This is a genomic window from Neorhizobium sp. T7_12 (assembly GCF_002968535.1).
Lineage (GTDB): Bacteria > Pseudomonadota > Alphaproteobacteria > Rhizobiales > Rhizobiaceae > Neorhizobium > Neorhizobium tomejilense.
On sequence record NZ_PVBK01000002.1, the window covers coordinates 1 to 14,156 of the forward strand.

11 protein-coding genes are annotated in these 14,156 nt (G+C 61.6%); 7 read left to right on the forward strand and 4 right to left on the reverse strand.

Going from position 1 to position 14,156, the window contains the following annotated elements:
- Window positions 1-151 precede the first annotated feature (151 nt).
- Together C5J26_RS05890 and C5J26_RS05895 are read left to right on the forward strand one after the other, a co-directional pair.
- On the forward strand, window positions 152-1,435 hold the full coding sequence (locus C5J26_RS05890; RefSeq protein ID WP_105400994.1) for an O-acetylhomoserine aminocarboxypropyltransferase: 1,284 nt from the start codon (window positions 152-154) through the stop codon (window positions 1,433-1,435).
- Window positions 1,436-1,531: 96 nt separating this feature from the next.
- Window positions 1,532-1,876, forward strand: a complete 345-nt coding sequence (locus C5J26_RS05895) for a cupin domain-containing protein (protein WP_105400995.1) — start codon at window positions 1,532-1,534, stop codon at window positions 1,874-1,876.
- Between the two features lie 3 nt (window positions 1,877-1,879).
- Here C5J26_RS05895 and C5J26_RS05900 read toward each other — a convergent pair whose 3' ends face one another.
- Window positions 1,880-2,365, reverse strand: coding sequence for a MarR family winged helix-turn-helix transcriptional regulator (locus C5J26_RS05900; protein WP_105400996.1), 486 nt, complete (start codon window positions 2,363-2,365; stop codon window positions 1,880-1,882).
- 183 nt (window positions 2,366-2,548) lie between these two features.
- Between C5J26_RS05900 and C5J26_RS05905 the strand changes: the two genes are divergently transcribed.
- Window positions 2,549-3,358 carry an SDR family oxidoreductase gene (locus C5J26_RS05905; RefSeq protein ID WP_105400997.1) on the forward strand — a complete coding sequence of 270 codons (810 nt, stop codon included), beginning with the start codon at window positions 2,549-2,551 and terminating at the stop codon, window positions 3,356-3,358.
- 55 nt (window positions 3,359-3,413) lie between these two features.
- Here C5J26_RS05905 and C5J26_RS05910 read toward each other — a convergent pair whose 3' ends face one another.
- Entirely contained in the window at window positions 3,414-4,682 is a 1,269-nt protein-coding gene (locus tag C5J26_RS05910) for a cytochrome P450 (RefSeq protein WP_105400998.1), read from the reverse strand.
- Between the two features lie 112 nt (window positions 4,683-4,794).
- Here C5J26_RS05910 and C5J26_RS05915 point away from each other — a divergent pair, with 112 nt between their 5' ends.
- The gene (locus C5J26_RS05915) at window positions 4,795-5,625 is read left to right on the forward strand and encodes a hypothetical protein (protein ID WP_105400999.1); all 831 of its coding nucleotides are present in this window, start codon (window positions 4,795-4,797) and stop codon (window positions 5,623-5,625) included.
- Here the strand turns inward: C5J26_RS05915 and ggt are convergent, their stop codons facing one another.
- Entirely contained in the window at window positions 5,626-7,413 is a 1,788-nt protein-coding gene (gene ggt / locus C5J26_RS05920) for a gamma-glutamyltransferase (protein ID WP_105401000.1), read from the reverse strand.
- A 67-nt stretch (window positions 7,414-7,480) separates the two neighbouring features.
- The gene (locus C5J26_RS05925; RefSeq protein WP_172745768.1) at window positions 7,481-8,731 is read right to left on the reverse strand and encodes a GGDEF domain-containing protein; all 1,251 of its coding nucleotides are present in this window, start codon (window positions 8,729-8,731) and stop codon (window positions 7,481-7,483) included.
- Window positions 8,732-9,105: 374 nt separating this feature from the next.
- Here C5J26_RS05925 and clpP point away from each other — a divergent pair, with 374 nt between their 5' ends.
- From clpP to lon, 3 genes are all read left to right on the forward strand, one after another.
- Window positions 9,106-9,738, forward strand: coding sequence for an ATP-dependent Clp endopeptidase proteolytic subunit ClpP (gene clpP / locus C5J26_RS05930; protein ID WP_007753416.1), 633 nt, complete (start codon window positions 9,106-9,108; stop codon window positions 9,736-9,738).
- 285 nt (window positions 9,739-10,023) lie between these two features.
- On the forward strand, window positions 10,024-11,301 hold the full coding sequence (gene clpX, locus C5J26_RS05935) for an ATP-dependent Clp protease ATP-binding subunit ClpX (protein WP_046635404.1): 1,278 nt from the start codon (window positions 10,024-10,026) through the stop codon (window positions 11,299-11,301).
- A 406-nt stretch (window positions 11,302-11,707) separates the two neighbouring features.
- Window positions 11,708-14,125 (forward strand): endopeptidase La, encoded by a 2,418-nt coding sequence (gene lon, locus C5J26_RS05940; protein ID WP_105401002.1) that lies wholly within the window; start codon window positions 11,708-11,710, stop codon window positions 14,123-14,125.
- The last annotated feature ends 31 nt before the right edge of the window (window positions 14,126-14,156 follow it).

The following is a 14,156-nucleotide window of genomic DNA, read 5'->3' on the forward strand; positions in this document are numbered from 1 at the left end:
GGTCAAGGGTGGGAATTGTGTTGTCCATTGCAAACTCCTCTCTATTTCCCCGGAGGATAGGTTCCGGAGAACGATATACCTTGATCGTGATCAACCGCCGGGGTCTGTTGGAGCGCTAATAACCAGGCGCCATTTAAGGGGAGGGACTAACATGCCGACACTCAATCCGGGGTTTTCGACGCTGGCCGTGCATGCGGGGGCGCAACCCGACCCGACGACCGGGGCGCGGGTGACGCCGATCTACCAGACGACCGCTTTCGTCTTCAACGATGCGGACCACGCCGCCGCCCTGTTCGGCCTGCAGCAGTTCGGCAATATCTACACCCGCATCATGAACCCGACCCAGGCGGTGCTGGAGGAACGGGTGGCGGCACTCGAGGGCGGCACCGCGGCGCTTGCGGTCGCCTCCGGCCATGCGGCGCAGATGCTGACCTTCCACACGATCATGCAGCCGGGCGACAATTTCATCGCGGCGCGAAAACTATACGGCGGCTCCATCAACCAGTTCGGCAACGCGTTCAAGAGTTTCGACTGGCAGGTGCGCTGGGCCGATCCCGACGATCCGGCAAGCTTCGAGGCCGGCATCGACGAGCGTACCCGGGCGATCTTCATCGAGAGCCTGGCAAATCCCGCCGGCACGTTCGTGGATATCGCGGCGATCGCCGAGGTGGCGCATCGGCGGGGCATTCCGCTGATCGTCGACAACACCATGGCAACCCCCTACCTCCTTCGGCCGCTCGAGCACGGCGCCGATATCGTCATCCACTCGCTGACCAAGTTCATGGGCGGCCACGGCAATTCCATGGGCGGCGTGATCGTTGACGGAGGCACCTTCAACTGGTCGAAATCGGGCAATTATCCGTTGCTCTCGGAACCGCGCAACGAATATGGCGGCATCGTCCTGTACCAGGCTTTCGGCAATATCGGCTTTGCCATCGCCTGCCGCGTGCTGGGCCTGCGCGATATGGGACCGGCGATCTCGCCCTTCAACGCGTTCTTGATCCTGACCGGCATCGAGACGCTGCCGCTGAGGATGCAGAAACACTGCGACAACGCCGCTGCCGTCGCCAAATGGCTGAAGGCGCATCCGAAGGTCGCCTGGGTCAGCTATTCCGGTCTGGAGGACGACCCCAACCATGCCCTGCAGAGGCGGTATTCGCCGAAGGGCGCCGGCTCGGTCTTTACCTTCGGCGTTACCGGCGGCTACGAGGCGGGTAAGACGCTGGTGGAAGGCCTGCAGCTGTTCTCCCACCTCGCCAATATCGGCGACACCCGTTCGCTGGTCATCCATCCGGCCTCGACGACGCATCGGCAGCTGAGCGAAGAACAGCAGATTGCCGCCGGCGCCGGGCCGGACGTGGTGCGCCTGTCGATCGGCATCGAGGATGCTGCCGACATCATCGCCGACCTCGACCAGGCTTTGTCGAAGATCTGATGACCGGCGCCCGCAGGTGCTCCGATCGGGCGCCTGCGGGCGATCATCGTGATCGCGTCAAACAGCTCGAAAACATGCACCCGAGAGAACCAAATAATGAGCGCCTGGATCAAATTCGACCTCTCGTCCATCGAACCGGAAGAGGGCGCGCCGGCACCGGATCGGCTGGTCTCCGGCACCCCGACGTTCCGCACCTGGAACTTCGAGGAAGCGGAGGGCGGGCTTTATGCCGGCATCTGGGAGGCGACCCCCGGCAAGTGGCGGATTGTTTATGACGAGTGGGAATATTTCCACATCCTCTTCGGCCACTCGGTCGTCACCGAGGAGGGCGGCGAAGCGGTCCAGTTAAAGCCGGGCGACAGCATGATCCTCAGACCCGGGTTCAAGGGAACCTGGCAAGTCGTTGAAACGACTCGCAAGGACTACGTGATCAGGGTTTGAGGGTCAGGCTTCTTCATCACGCTTGAAGGCCTTGGCGAATTCGCCCGACGAGATGAAGGCCAGCGTCCGCCGCAATTCCTCTGATTTTTCCTTGCCGAATGCCTTGTCGAAACGGTCCTGAGCGATCTGCCAGCGGGCGGTGAGGTCGCGCTGTGTGGCTGCGCCCGTCTCCGTCAGGCGGACGCGCTTGGCGCGGCGGTCCTGGGGATCGGGTACCAGTTCCACCAGTCCGTCGCGGATCAGCGGCTTCAGCGTATGGCCGAGCGCCGAGAGGTCCATGACCATCGCCTCCGCGAGGTTTTTCAACGTCGGCTGGTTGGATCCGGCGATCTGGGACATCAGGGAGAACTGCGTTCCCTTGAGGCCGGTATCGCCCATCGCATCCTCGTAGAGCTGGCCGAGATGCCGCGAGGCGCGGCGCACTGCGGTATTGCTGCAATGAAGCCAGACGCCGTCTTCGTTCTGCCCTTGCTTGTCTTTGTCCGTCATGTCTCGTTCCGATCCTGCCGCGGGATAATGCCCGCTTTTGGCAGGCCCTTCCACTTCGATAAAAATTTACGGCCGCCCCTTGCAGCTTCAAATCGTGCTTTTCATATATAGTGGCATATGCCAGTAAATTCCAGATGCCGGAAACGCCGGCCAAAATTCCAGCCAAAACCAAGGAGATGGACCATGACCAACACCTCGAAACTCGGAACCGCACTCGTGACCGGCGCGTCGTCGGGCATCGGAGCGACCTATGCGGAAAAGCTTGCCAAGCGCGGCTATGATCTCGTTCTCGTCGCCCGCGACGCGGATCGCCTGAAGGCGCTTGCCGGCCGGTTGACGAGCGAACATGGCATCAAGGCGGACGTACTGCGCGCCGACCTCAGCCAGCGTGCCGATGTGCTCGCCGTCGACAGGCGCCTGCGCGAAGACGGCTCGATCACGCTCTTCGTCAACAATGCCGGCATCGGCCCGAAGGGCCCGCTGCTGAAGGCCGATCCGGATTATCTCGACCAGATGGTCGACCTCAACGTCACCGCCGCCAACCGTCTCGCAATCGCAGCCGCGCAGGCTTTCGTTGCCCGGGGTCAGGGCGCCATCGTCAATATCGCCTCCGCCGTGGCGCTCGCCGCCGAATTCTTCAGCGGCACCTATGCCGCCAGCAAGGCCTTCGTCCTGGCCCTGACGGAAGCCCTCGCTGCAGAGCTGAAGGACACCGGCGTCAGGATCCAGGCGGTCCTGCCCGGTTATACCCGCACCGAAATCTTCGATCGTGTCGGCGGCTCGATGGACAATCTGGACCCGAACTCGGTCATGGAAGTCGGCGACCTTGTCGATGCGGCGCTTGTGGGTCTCGATCGTGGCGAACTGGTCACCATGCCGTCGCTTGCCGATACGCAGCTTTATGAGACCTACACGACCGCCCGCGGCGGGCTGCGCCCCTATCTGTCGCTCAACAAGCCGGCAATCCGTTACGGAGTTGTCGCCGGCGTCTGACTGCGACGTGCAACTGCGGCATAGTCCGCAGTTGCACACCGGTTTCGGGAACTATTCAGGGAGCCGGGCTTGCCTGTCCCCAAGCCAGGTCCAGCCGCTCAAGCCCGTGGAAATGATAGACGTCCTTCACCACTGGTGTTGCGGCGATCCGCATGCCGGGCAGCCGCCGGAAGAGGATGGGCAGCACGGTATTGAGTTCCAGCCTTGCGAGCGGCGCGCCGATGCAGAAATGGATGCCAGCGCCGAAGGAGAGGTTTGCGGCTTCCTGCCGGTTGGGCCTGAAGGCCAGCGGATCGGAGAATTTCTTGGGGTCGAGATTGGCGGCGGCGAGGATGAGGCTCACCTTGTCGCCGCGCTTGAACTCGAGCCTGTCGATCTCGACGTCCTCGAGCGCCCAGCGCTGGAAGATGTGCACGGGCGCGCAGATGCGCAGCGTTTCCTCGACCGTTCGCTCGGTCGCCGCCTCGTCGCGGAAAAGGTCTGCCGGGGACAGGCCGCTCTCCAGGATTACCCGCACCGAATTGCCGATCTGGTGCACCGTCGCCTCGTGGCCGGCATTGAGCAGCACGATGGTGGTCGAGACCAGTTCGTCGTCGGTGAGATACTGGCCCTTGTGCTCCGTGTGGATCATGTGGGTGAGGAGGTCTTCGCGCGGCTCCCGGCGGCGCTCGGCGATCAGGCCTTTGACATAGTCGGAAAATTCTCTTGCTGCCCGGTCGGCGGCATGTTCGTCCTCCTCGGTCCGCTTGAACATGTACATGCCGACATAGGCATGTGACCATTTGAGAAGCTGAGGTCCCATCTCGTCCGGAATGCCGATCATCCGGGCGATCATCGTTACCGGAATGATGTCGGCGAAGGCGGAGAGCAGCTCCGTTTCGCCTTGGCCGCCGAGCCCGTCGATCAGGCTTTCGGCAAGCTCTGCGATCTCCGGCCGAAGCCTTTCGATATGCCGCGAAACGAAGGCGCGGTTGATGAGCGTGCGAAGCCGCGTGTGGTCAGGCGGCTCAAGCTCCAGCAACGAATACCGCTCGGCGAGATCGAAGTTTTCGAGATGAGCCAACGGCTCGGGCAGGCCGAGTTCCTCACGGCTGGCGATATGCAGGATCTGCCGGCCGAACCGCCGGTCACGCAACAGCCCGTTCACATGGTCGTAGCCGGTGAAGAACCATTGCCGCTGCTCTTCCCAATAGAAGGTTGGACAATGTTCGTGGAGCAGGGCGTAGACGCGGTTCGGGTCGCTATAGAAAGCCGGGTTGCGGCCGTCGAGCGAGACGCGGCGGGTGTCGGGATCGATGCGCAGGAAATCGGGCAGAATGGTCATGCGAAAGACCTAGCGGATTTCGCGAGCGTGGAAAAGATTGAGTGATTGACGCAATTCAGGATTGCGATCATGTTTGGATGCAAGGGTCGCTGTCGAGCGGGGAGGGAAGCCTGTGTGCCTGTCATCGCGCGAATACAAGGTCATGCTGCATGCGAAGGAGTTCGCCGGTGACGAGGCTGCCCGCGGTAGAGCGGTGGCGCGCTTCTGGGAGCGTCTGCGTGCGGAACTGCAGGGCGTCGACATCGATACGCACGGCAGGCTTGATGTGCTAAAGGACAGCAAGCAGCGTGACCTCTTCTTTCTGGATACCGAGAAACGAGATCTCTACCGCCGTTCCGACATGGTTTTCCGCATGCGCCGCAAACTGGGTTCCAGCAAGGATTGGAAGGCGACGCTGAAGTTCCGGCATGGCGACCGCCTGCTTGCCGAAGCGCAGGATTTCGAACTGCGGAAGAAGGGCGACGAAGAGCCCAAGTTCGAGGAGGACGTGAAGGCGATGCCGCCTGCCGACACCCCCCGTTTCTGGGCGCTGTTCAGCCGTTCAGTGGAAGCGGAATTTAATCCGAAGCACATGCCCCTAACCGTCGGCGAGTGCCTTGCGCCTTACACGGATGTTCGCAAGGCCTCGCTGCCAGACCCCGAGACCCCGGTGCAGACCGTCGCCGGCCTGCGTGTCGTCGAACATGTCTACGAGGAAGGGTGGATCAGGTTTTCGAATGAGATCGAGGCGGAATGCGCCATGATCCTCTGGTGGAGGGAGGAAAAGCTTCGTACGCCGATCGCCGCCGAATTCAGCTTCCGCTTTTCTCTCGAAAAAGGCGGAGCGGATATCAAGGTGGTGCGCAAGGCCTGGACGGTGATGAAGACGCTTCTCAAGTCACCGCTGGTCGATCCGAAAGGGCCGACCAAGACGGCCCTGGCCTATGGCGACGCCGAAGTCTGATCATTCGCCGACTGCCACGCCCTCGCGGCGCGGGTCCGCGCTGCCGACGAGACCGCTCGCGGTGATCTCGATCGCATGCAGTCCGGAATTCATCTCGCCCGGCTTCACCTCGTAACCCAGCGCCTTCAACGGTTCGGCAAGCTTTTCCGCCTCGGTGCCGGCCTCGATCTCGTAAGTCCCGAACCGGTTGATGAAATGCGGTTGGGCGACGATCTGCTCCACCGGCATGCCCCAGTCGATATAGGCGATCAGGGCCTGCGCCACATAGCCGATGATCTGGCTGCCGCCGGGTGAGCCGATCGCGAGCAGCGGCTTGCCGTCCTTCATCACGATCGTCGGCGCCATCGAGGAACGCGGCCGCTTGCCCGGCTCGACGCGGTTGGCGACGGGCAGGCTGCCGTCATGGGTCTTGAAGGAGAAGTCGGTGAGCTCGTTGTTGAGCAGGAAGCCGTTTGTCATCAGCCTTGAGCCGAAACCGCTTTCGATCGTCGTGGTCATCGACACGACATTGCCCTCTCTGTCGACGATGACGAAATGGCTGGTGGAAGGCATCTCGATCGCCGCGTCGCGGCCGAACAGCAGCGCATGGTCCCATTCCGGCTCTCCGGCCTTCACCTGGTCGGCGTTAAGAGCCTTGGTGCCGTCGAGCAGGCCGGCGCGCTTGCCGAGATAGTCCTTCTTCAACAGGCCCTTGATTGGCAAGGGCTGGAAATCCGGGTCGGCCAGGTAGCGCTCGCGATCGGCGAAGGCGAGGCGCTGCGCGTCGCCGATGATCCGCCAGCTTTCGGCGTTCCGTGGGCCGAGGGCCTTGACGTCGAAATTCTCGATCACGCCGAGCATTTGGCCGACCGCGACCGCGCCGGAGGAGGGCGGTCCCATGCCGCAGATGTCGAGCGCCCGGTAGGCGGCGCAGACCGGCTCGCGTTCCTTGACGCGGTAATTGGCGAGATCGGCGAACGACAGGACGCCGGGATTGCCTGGCGCTTCGCGCACCGTCTTGACGATCGCCTCGGCGATCGGCCCTTTGTAGAAGGCATCCGCGCCGCCGGTCGCAATCGCTTTCAGCGTCTCGGCATAGGCTGGGTTCTTGAGCACCGTGCCGGCCTTCAGCGGCGCGCCGGATGCGTCGTAGAAGTAACCCCTCGGACCATCGTGTTTCTTCAGCCGGTCACCGTCGGCGGCGATCAGCGAAGCCAGACGGGGGGAGACCTGGAAACCGTCGGCGGCAAGCTTCTCCGCCCGTTCGAACAGGCTCGCCCAATCGGCCTTGCCGTAGCGCTTGTGGACTTCGGAGAGGAGGCGCACGGTACCTGGCGTGCCGACCGAACGACCGCCGATAACCGCGTCCATGAATTTCAGCGGCTGGCCCTGAGCATCGAGGAAAAGTTTTGGCGTTGCCTCCATCGGCGCCGTCTCGCGACCGTCAAACGTGACGAGCTTGCTGGTGGCCGCATCGTAATAGACGAGGAACGAGCCGCCGCCGAGGCCGGAGCTCTGGGGCTCGACAAGGCCGAGCACGGTTTGGACCGCGATCAATGCGTCGATCGCATTGCCGCCCCTGGCGATAACGTCGCGCCCGGCTTCGGCCGCCAGTGGATTGGCGGCGGCGACCATGAAGTTTTTCGTCTCGACGCGCTTGGCGGACGTGAACCCCGTTGCCCGTTCCGGTGCAACGGTATCGGACGCCTGCTGGGCAAACGCCGTACCGGCCGAAAACACCGAGACGGAAAGCACTGATGAAAGAAAAATGCCCGCGAAAGGTCTGATCCCCGAAAATCCTGCCCGCATGACCCACTCTCCGCGTTTTATCCCTGCGGACGAATGTGGGTTTCAGGATGAAGAGGACAAGGGGATGTCAGCGCTTGCCAAGCGACGCCATGCGTTTGAGAGCTGCGACCTGGTGGCTGGCGCGTACGTCGGTTGGCGCCTCGTCCTCACCCTGCCGGTCGACGGCCGGGACGACCGAGGCGTCGGTGCCGGTATCGATCGCGGTACGATCGCGGCCGCTGTCCTTTGCGGTATAGAGCGCCCGGTCCGCGGCGCTGAGCAGAAGATCGAGGTCAGCGCTTTCGGCTGCCGCGATCGCGATGCCGGCGCTGACGGTGACCGTGATGTTGTGCTCGCCAGTGACGATGGTCTGGCGCTTGAGCGTCAGGCGGATCGCCTCGGCGATGCTCGCGGCCTCGATCATGTCGCCGACGCGCAGGATGGAGGCGAATTCCTCGCCGCCCATGCGGCCGAAGAAGCCGCGGCCGCGCATCGAGGTCTGGCCGACCTGCGAAAAGGCGACCAGCACCGAATCGCCCGCCTGGTGGCCGCAGCGGTCGTTGATCTGCTTGAAGTTGTCGAGGTCGAAATGCAGGAAAGCGATCAGCGGCTTTTCATCGTTCTCGATTTTTCTCAGGGCATGGAACTGGTCGATCAGGCCGCGCCGGTTGAGAACCCCGGTCAAAGGGTCGGTGACCGCAAGCGTCTTGAGCTTCTCCTCCGAACGCTCGGTCAGCAGTTTGGCGCCGGTCATGACGATGGCGATGAGACAGACTGCCGCCGGGAAGAGCAACCAGGCGGAGTGCGGCGACGCGCCGATGGTTTTCGCCTCGCCGACGACCACCAGAACTGCGACGACGCCGTTTGCGCAGAGTTGTACGGCGATGAAGGCCGCAAGCACCCGTCGCGTTATCTTCGACGCGCCGTGGTTCCTGAGGAGGATGGCGATCATGATCGCATGGCCGACCATGGTCGCGACGTTATGGAGAGCCACCCGGTTGGCGAAGTTCTCGCGCACCGGATAGAGGAACATGCCCGCCACCCAGAGAAGTGCCGGGATGGCGACGTAGGCTTCCACGGGCTTTCGGTCGAACTGCAGGAGGCCGGCGATCCACAGGCCGACACCGGCGAGCACCAGCGTGTTGGCGATCTGGATGGAGACGAAATCGGGAATGTCGCCGCGCAGCGCGACCAGAATGACGCCTATCCCGTGCAGCGCAAACCCGCCGCCCCAGCTCAGGTAGAAGCGGTCCCGCTCGTAATACCAGCGTGAGCACAGGAGGACGGCAAGCGTCAGTGCCTCCGCCGCCCAGATCATCAGGCCCGTTAAAATATCCACCCGAAACTCCCATACTCGATGTCGAGCGCGGCCAGAATGCCATGCAGTCTTTAAGACGACGTTGCACGGATCACGGAAAATCCGGGGCTCGGACCGGCGGTGGAGGGATTTTCGAGACAATGTTCACGCCTGCTTTACCCTGATTGGGCAAAAACCTGTGCTTGTCAGCGAAACCAGGCATCTGTCGGCTGTGGCCGGGCACGAATCGTAATAGCGGTCAGCCTCGCGCATCCCCGGGCAGTTAAGGATATCGGATGCTCCGTCTTGAAGTACCGGGCGTTGACACTCTATGTAGGGATGACCCATTCCATTTGATTCCGGAGCGCCTTTCTGCCTTCGGCCAGGGATCAAGAGAAGCTTGACAAAGGACGGACATGAGAAATCCAGTTGATACCGCAATGGCCTTGGTGCCAATGGTCGTCGAGCAGACCAATCGCGGTGAGCGCTCATACGACATCTATTCGCGTCTTCTTAAAGAGCGCATCATCTTCCTGACGGGCCCCGTCGAAGACTATATGGCGTCGCTGATCTGCGCCCAGCTTCTCTTCCTCGAGGCGGAAAACCCGAAGAAGGAAATCGCCCTCTACATCAATTCCCCCGGCGGCGTCGTCACCGCCGGCATGGCGATCTACGATACGATGCAGTTCATCAAGCCAGCGGTTTCGACGCTCTGCATCGGCCAGGCCGCCTCCATGGGCTCGCTGCTCCTGTGCGCCGGCGAGAAGGGCATGCGCTTTGCAACCCCGAACTCGCGCATCATGGTGCACCAGCCCTCCGGCGGCTTCCAGGGTCAGGCGTCCGATATCGAGCGCCATGCCCGTGACATATTGAAGATGAAAAGACGTCTTAACGAGGTCTACGTGAAGCATACGGGCCGCACGTTGGAGGAAGTCGAAAAGACCCTCGACCGCGACCATTTCATGACGGCCGACGAAGCCCAGGATTGGGGCGTCATCGACAAGATCCTGACATCGCGTCAGGAAATGGAAGGTGGCTCCGGAGACTGAGTCTGATGGCGCGACCCGTGCACCTCACCCCGAAGTGAGCAAAAAGGGGTTTCAAGTCGCACGGAAAGCGCTATTAGTACTTATTAATGCTGTGTTGAACTTTTATGACATAGCATTCGTTTCTTAGGGGTTTCGTTGCCGCTGATCCCGCATGATGTGCGCAGGATCGGTAGAGTACCCTTAAGGCAAGGCAGGCGCGCAAGGCCCGTCGGGCGCGCGCCGGCAAGCGGTAGAGTGGACCGCGCCCGTTTTGACGTGAGTGCGGAGTGCTGGAAGGAAAGTGATATGAGCAAAGTCAGCGGCAGCAACGGCGGCGACTCCAAGAATACCCTGTATTGCTCTTTCTGCGGAAAGAGCCAGCACGAAGTCCGGAAGCTGATCGCCGGACCGACCGTATTCATCTGCGATGAATGCGTCGAGCTGTGCATGGACATCATCCGCGAAGAGAACAAGACCTCGATGGTCAAGTCCCGCGACGGCGTGCCCACGCCTCAGGACATCATCAAGGTCCTCGACGAATACGTCATCGGCCAGAAGCAGGCCAAGCGCATCCTGTCGGTCGCGGTGCATAACCATTACAAGCGCCTGGCGCACGCCTCCAAGGGCGGCGACGTCGAGCTTGCGAAGTCGAACATCATGCTGGTCGGCCCGACCGGCTGCGGCAAGACCTATCTTGCCCAGACGCTCGCCCGCATCATCGACGTTCCCTTCACGATGGCCGATGCCACGACGCTGACCGAAGCCGGCTATGTCGGCGAGGACGTCGAAAACATCATCCTGAAGCTTCTGCAGTCTGCGGATTACAATGTCGAACGCGCCCAGCGTGGCATCGTCTATATCGACGAAGTCGACAAGATCTCCCGCAAGTCCGACAACCCGTCCATCACCCGCGACGTGTCGGGCGAGGGCGTGCAGCAGGCGCTTCTGAAGATCATGGAAGGCACGGTTGCCTCGGTCCCGCCGCAGGGCGGCCGCAAGCATCCGCAGCAGGAATTCCTGCAGGTCGACACGACGAACATCCTGTTCATCTGCGGCGGCGCCTTTGCAGGCCTCGACAAGATCATCTCGGCCCGCGGCGAAAAGACCTCGATCGGCTTCGGTGCCTCCGTGAAGTCTGCGGAAGACCGTCGCGTCGGCGAAGTGCTGCGCGAACTGGAGCCGGAAGATCTGGTGAAGTTCGGTCTCATTCCGGAATTCATCGGCCGTCTGCCGGTTCTGGCGACCCTCGAAGACCTCGACGAGGATGCGCTGATCCAGATCCTGTCCGAGCCGAAGAATGCGCTGATCAAGCAGTACCAGCGCCTGTTCGAGATGGAAGACGTCGATCTGACCTTCCACGAGGATGCGCTGCGCGAGATCGCCAAGCGGGCGATCACCCGCAAGACCGGCGCCCGCGGCCTGCGCTCGATCATGGAGAAGATCCTTCTCGACACCATGTTCGAACTGCCGACGCTCGAAGGCGTGCGCGAAGTGGTCATCTCGGACGACGTCGTGCGTGGAAACGCCCGGCCGCTCTACATCTATGCCGACCGGCAGGATGAAAAGGCGAACGTTTCGGCCTGATCCGCCCGTTCCGAACCGCACAATGCAAGAGGCCCTGTCGGGGCCTCTTTTTTATGTTGGTGGATAGCCTTGCTTATTTTGATTTTTCCACCATTTTCGCCTCGCGAAGAATTGCACCATATTCATCTTGCATTAGAGACGGTGCGGGAAGATCATCAATGTCCGGGCTGCTTCGCCTGCATGTGATCGCAGGTTGGCAGTTCAGGTGAGTCGCGTCCCGTGTCCTTAGGCGTTCCGCGTGGCGTAATGTGCGCACGCTTTGTAATACCCCTGTCACAATCCCAGCGGCGGCGGCCTTGCAAGGCTTGAAATCAAATTTCGAAAACTCCACTTTGGGCGAGAGTGAAGTGCCCGGGTGATTTGCCCGGGACGTATCCCGGAAACGGGACGATGGAAAGGAAATGAAATGACGAATTCAACGTCTGCGACTGGTAGCGAAACCTATCCGGTGCTGCCGCTGCGCGACATTGTGGTCTTTCCGCATATGATCGTGCCTTTGTTCGTCGGACGGGAGAAGTCTATTCGCGCGCTCGAAGAGGTGATGGGTTCCGACAAGCAGATCATGCTGGTCACCCAGATCAACGCCGGCGACGACGATCCCGAACCCTCGGCAATCTACAAGGTCGGCACCGTCGCCAACGTGCTGCAGCTCCTGAAGCTGCCCGACGGCACCGTCAAGGTTCTGGTGGAAGGCCGCTCGCGCGCCAAGATCGACGGCTATACCGACCGTGAAGAATTCTACGAGGCGACGGCAAGCGTTCTTGCCGAACCCGACGAGGACGCGGTCGAGGTCGAAGCCCTGTCGCGCTCCGTAGTTTCCGAGTTCGAAAACTACGTGAAGCTCAACAAGAAGATCTCGCCGGAAGTGGTGGGCGCCGCAAGCCAGATCGAGGACTATTCGAAGCTGGCCGATACGGTCGCTTCGCATCTGTCTATCAAGATTACCGAAAAGCAGGAAATGCTGGAAACGGTTTCCGTCAAGCTGCGCCTCGAAAAGGCGCTCGGCTTCATGGAAGGCGAGATCTCAGTCCTTCAGGTGGAAAAGCGTATCCGCTCGCGTGTAAAACGCCAGATGGAGAAGACCCAGCGCGAGTACTACCTCAACGAACAGATGAAGGCGATCCAGAAGGAGCTCGGCGACGGCGAGGAAGGCCGCGACGAGATGGCCGAACTGGAAGAGCGCATCGCCAAGACCAAGCTGTCCAAGGAAGCCAAGGAAAAGGCCGATGCCGAGCTGAAGAAGCTCAAGCAGATGAGCCCGATGTCGGCGGAAGCCACCGTCGTGCGCAACTATCTCGACTGGCTGCTCGGCATTCCGTGGGCCAAGAAGTCGAAGGTCAAGGCCGACCTCAACAATGCCGAGAAGATCCTCGAAGCGGATCACTTCGGCCTCGACAAGGTCAAGGAACGCATCGTCGAATATCTCGCTGTGCAGGCCCGTGCGACCAAGCTCAAGGGTCCGATCCTGTGCCTCGTCGGCCCTCCGGGCGTCGGCAAGACCTCGCTCGCCCAGTCGATCGCCAAGGCGACCGGCCGCGAATACGTGCGCATGGCTCTCGGTGGCGTCCGTGACGAAGCCGAAATCCGCGGTCACCGCCGCACCTATATCGGCTCGATGCCCGGCAAGGTCATCCAGTCGATGAAGAAGGCCAAGAAGTCCAACCCGCTCTTCCTGCTCGACGAAATCGACAAGATGGGCATGGATTTCCGCGGCGACCCGTCTTCGGCCCTGCTCGAAGTGCTGGATCCGGCGCAGAACTCGACCTTCATGGACCACTACCTGGAAGTCGAATACGACCTGTCCGACGTGATGTTCATCACCACGGCGAACACGCTGAACATCCCGGCTCCGCTGATGGACCGTATGGAAATCATCCGTATCGCCGGTTACACCGAGGATGAGAAGCGCGAGATCGCCAAGCGTCACCTTCTGCCGAAGGCGATCAAGGAACATGCCCTGCAGCCGAACGAATTCTCGGTCACCGACGATGCCCTGATGGCGATCAGCCAGCAGTACACGCGGGAAGCCGGCGTTCGTAGCTACGAGCGTGAGCTGATGAAGCTCGCCCGCAAGGCGGTCACCGAGATCATCAAGGGCAAGACCAAGTCGGTTGCGATCACCGCGGCCAACATCTCCGACTACCTCGGCGTTCCGCGCTTCCGCCATGGCGAAGCCGAGGGCGAGGATCAGGTCGGCGTGGTCACGGGTCTCGCATGGACCGAAGTCGGTGGCGAGCTGCTGACGATCGAAGGCGTGATGATGCCGGGCAAGGGCCGCATGACGGTCACCGGCAACCTCAAGGAAGTCATGAAGGAATCCATCTCGGCGGCGGCATCCTATGTCCGCAGCAGGGCCGTGGATTTCGGCATCGAACCGCCGCGCTTCGACAAGTCGGACATCCACGTCCACGTTCCGGAAGGTGCCACCCCGAAGGACGGCCCGTCCGCCGGTGTCGGCATGGCAACCGCGATCGTCTCGATCATGACCGGCATTCCGGTTCGCAAGGACGTGGCGATGACCGGCGAGATCACCCTTCGCGGCCGTGTGCTGCCAATCGGCGGCCTCAAGGAAAAGCTGCTTGCCGCCCTTCGCGGCAACATCAAGACCGTTCTCATCCCGGAAGAAAACGCCAAGGATTTGGCCGAAATTCCGGACAACGTGAAGAACAACATGGAGATCATTCCGGTTTCCCGCATGGGTGAGGTGATCCGTCACGCGCTCGTCCGTCAGCCGGAAGCGATCGAATGGGATGGTACGGTGGAAACGCCGCTGATCACCACGGTCGAAGGCGTGGACGACGCAGGCGTTGCCGTCGCACACTGATCGATAGCCTTTTGGTTATGCCAAATTGGCA

What these genes read in the sequence shown, in the direction of transcription:
- C5J26_RS05890 (WP_105400994.1), top strand. Translation starts at nt 152, where the DNA reads ATGCCGACACTCAATCCGGGGTTTTCGACGCTGGCCGTGCATGCGGGG.
- C5J26_RS05895 (WP_105400995.1), top strand. Translation starts at nt 1,532, where the DNA reads ATGAGCGCCTGGATCAAATTCGACCTCTCGTCCATCGAACCGGAAGAG.
- C5J26_RS05900 (WP_105400996.1), bottom strand. Translation starts at nt 2,365, where the DNA reads ATGACGGACAAAGACAAGCAAGGGCAGAACGAAGACGGCGTCTGGCTT.
- C5J26_RS05905 (WP_105400997.1), top strand. Translation starts at nt 2,549, where the DNA reads ATGACCAACACCTCGAAACTCGGAACCGCACTCGTGACCGGCGCGTCG.
- C5J26_RS05910 (WP_105400998.1), bottom strand. Translation starts at nt 4,682, where the DNA reads ATGACCATTCTGCCCGATTTCCTGCGCATCGATCCCGACACCCGCCGC.
- ggt (WP_105401000.1), bottom strand. Translation starts at nt 7,413, where the DNA reads ATGCGGGCAGGATTTTCGGGGATCAGACCTTTCGCGGGCATTTTTCTT.
- clpP (WP_007753416.1), top strand. Translation starts at nt 9,106, where the DNA reads ATGAGAAATCCAGTTGATACCGCAATGGCCTTGGTGCCAATGGTCGTC.
- clpX (WP_046635404.1), top strand. Translation starts at nt 10,024, where the DNA reads ATGAGCAAAGTCAGCGGCAGCAACGGCGGCGACTCCAAGAATACCCTG.
- lon (WP_105401002.1), top strand. Translation starts at nt 11,708, where the DNA reads ATGACGAATTCAACGTCTGCGACTGGTAGCGAAACCTATCCGGTGCTG.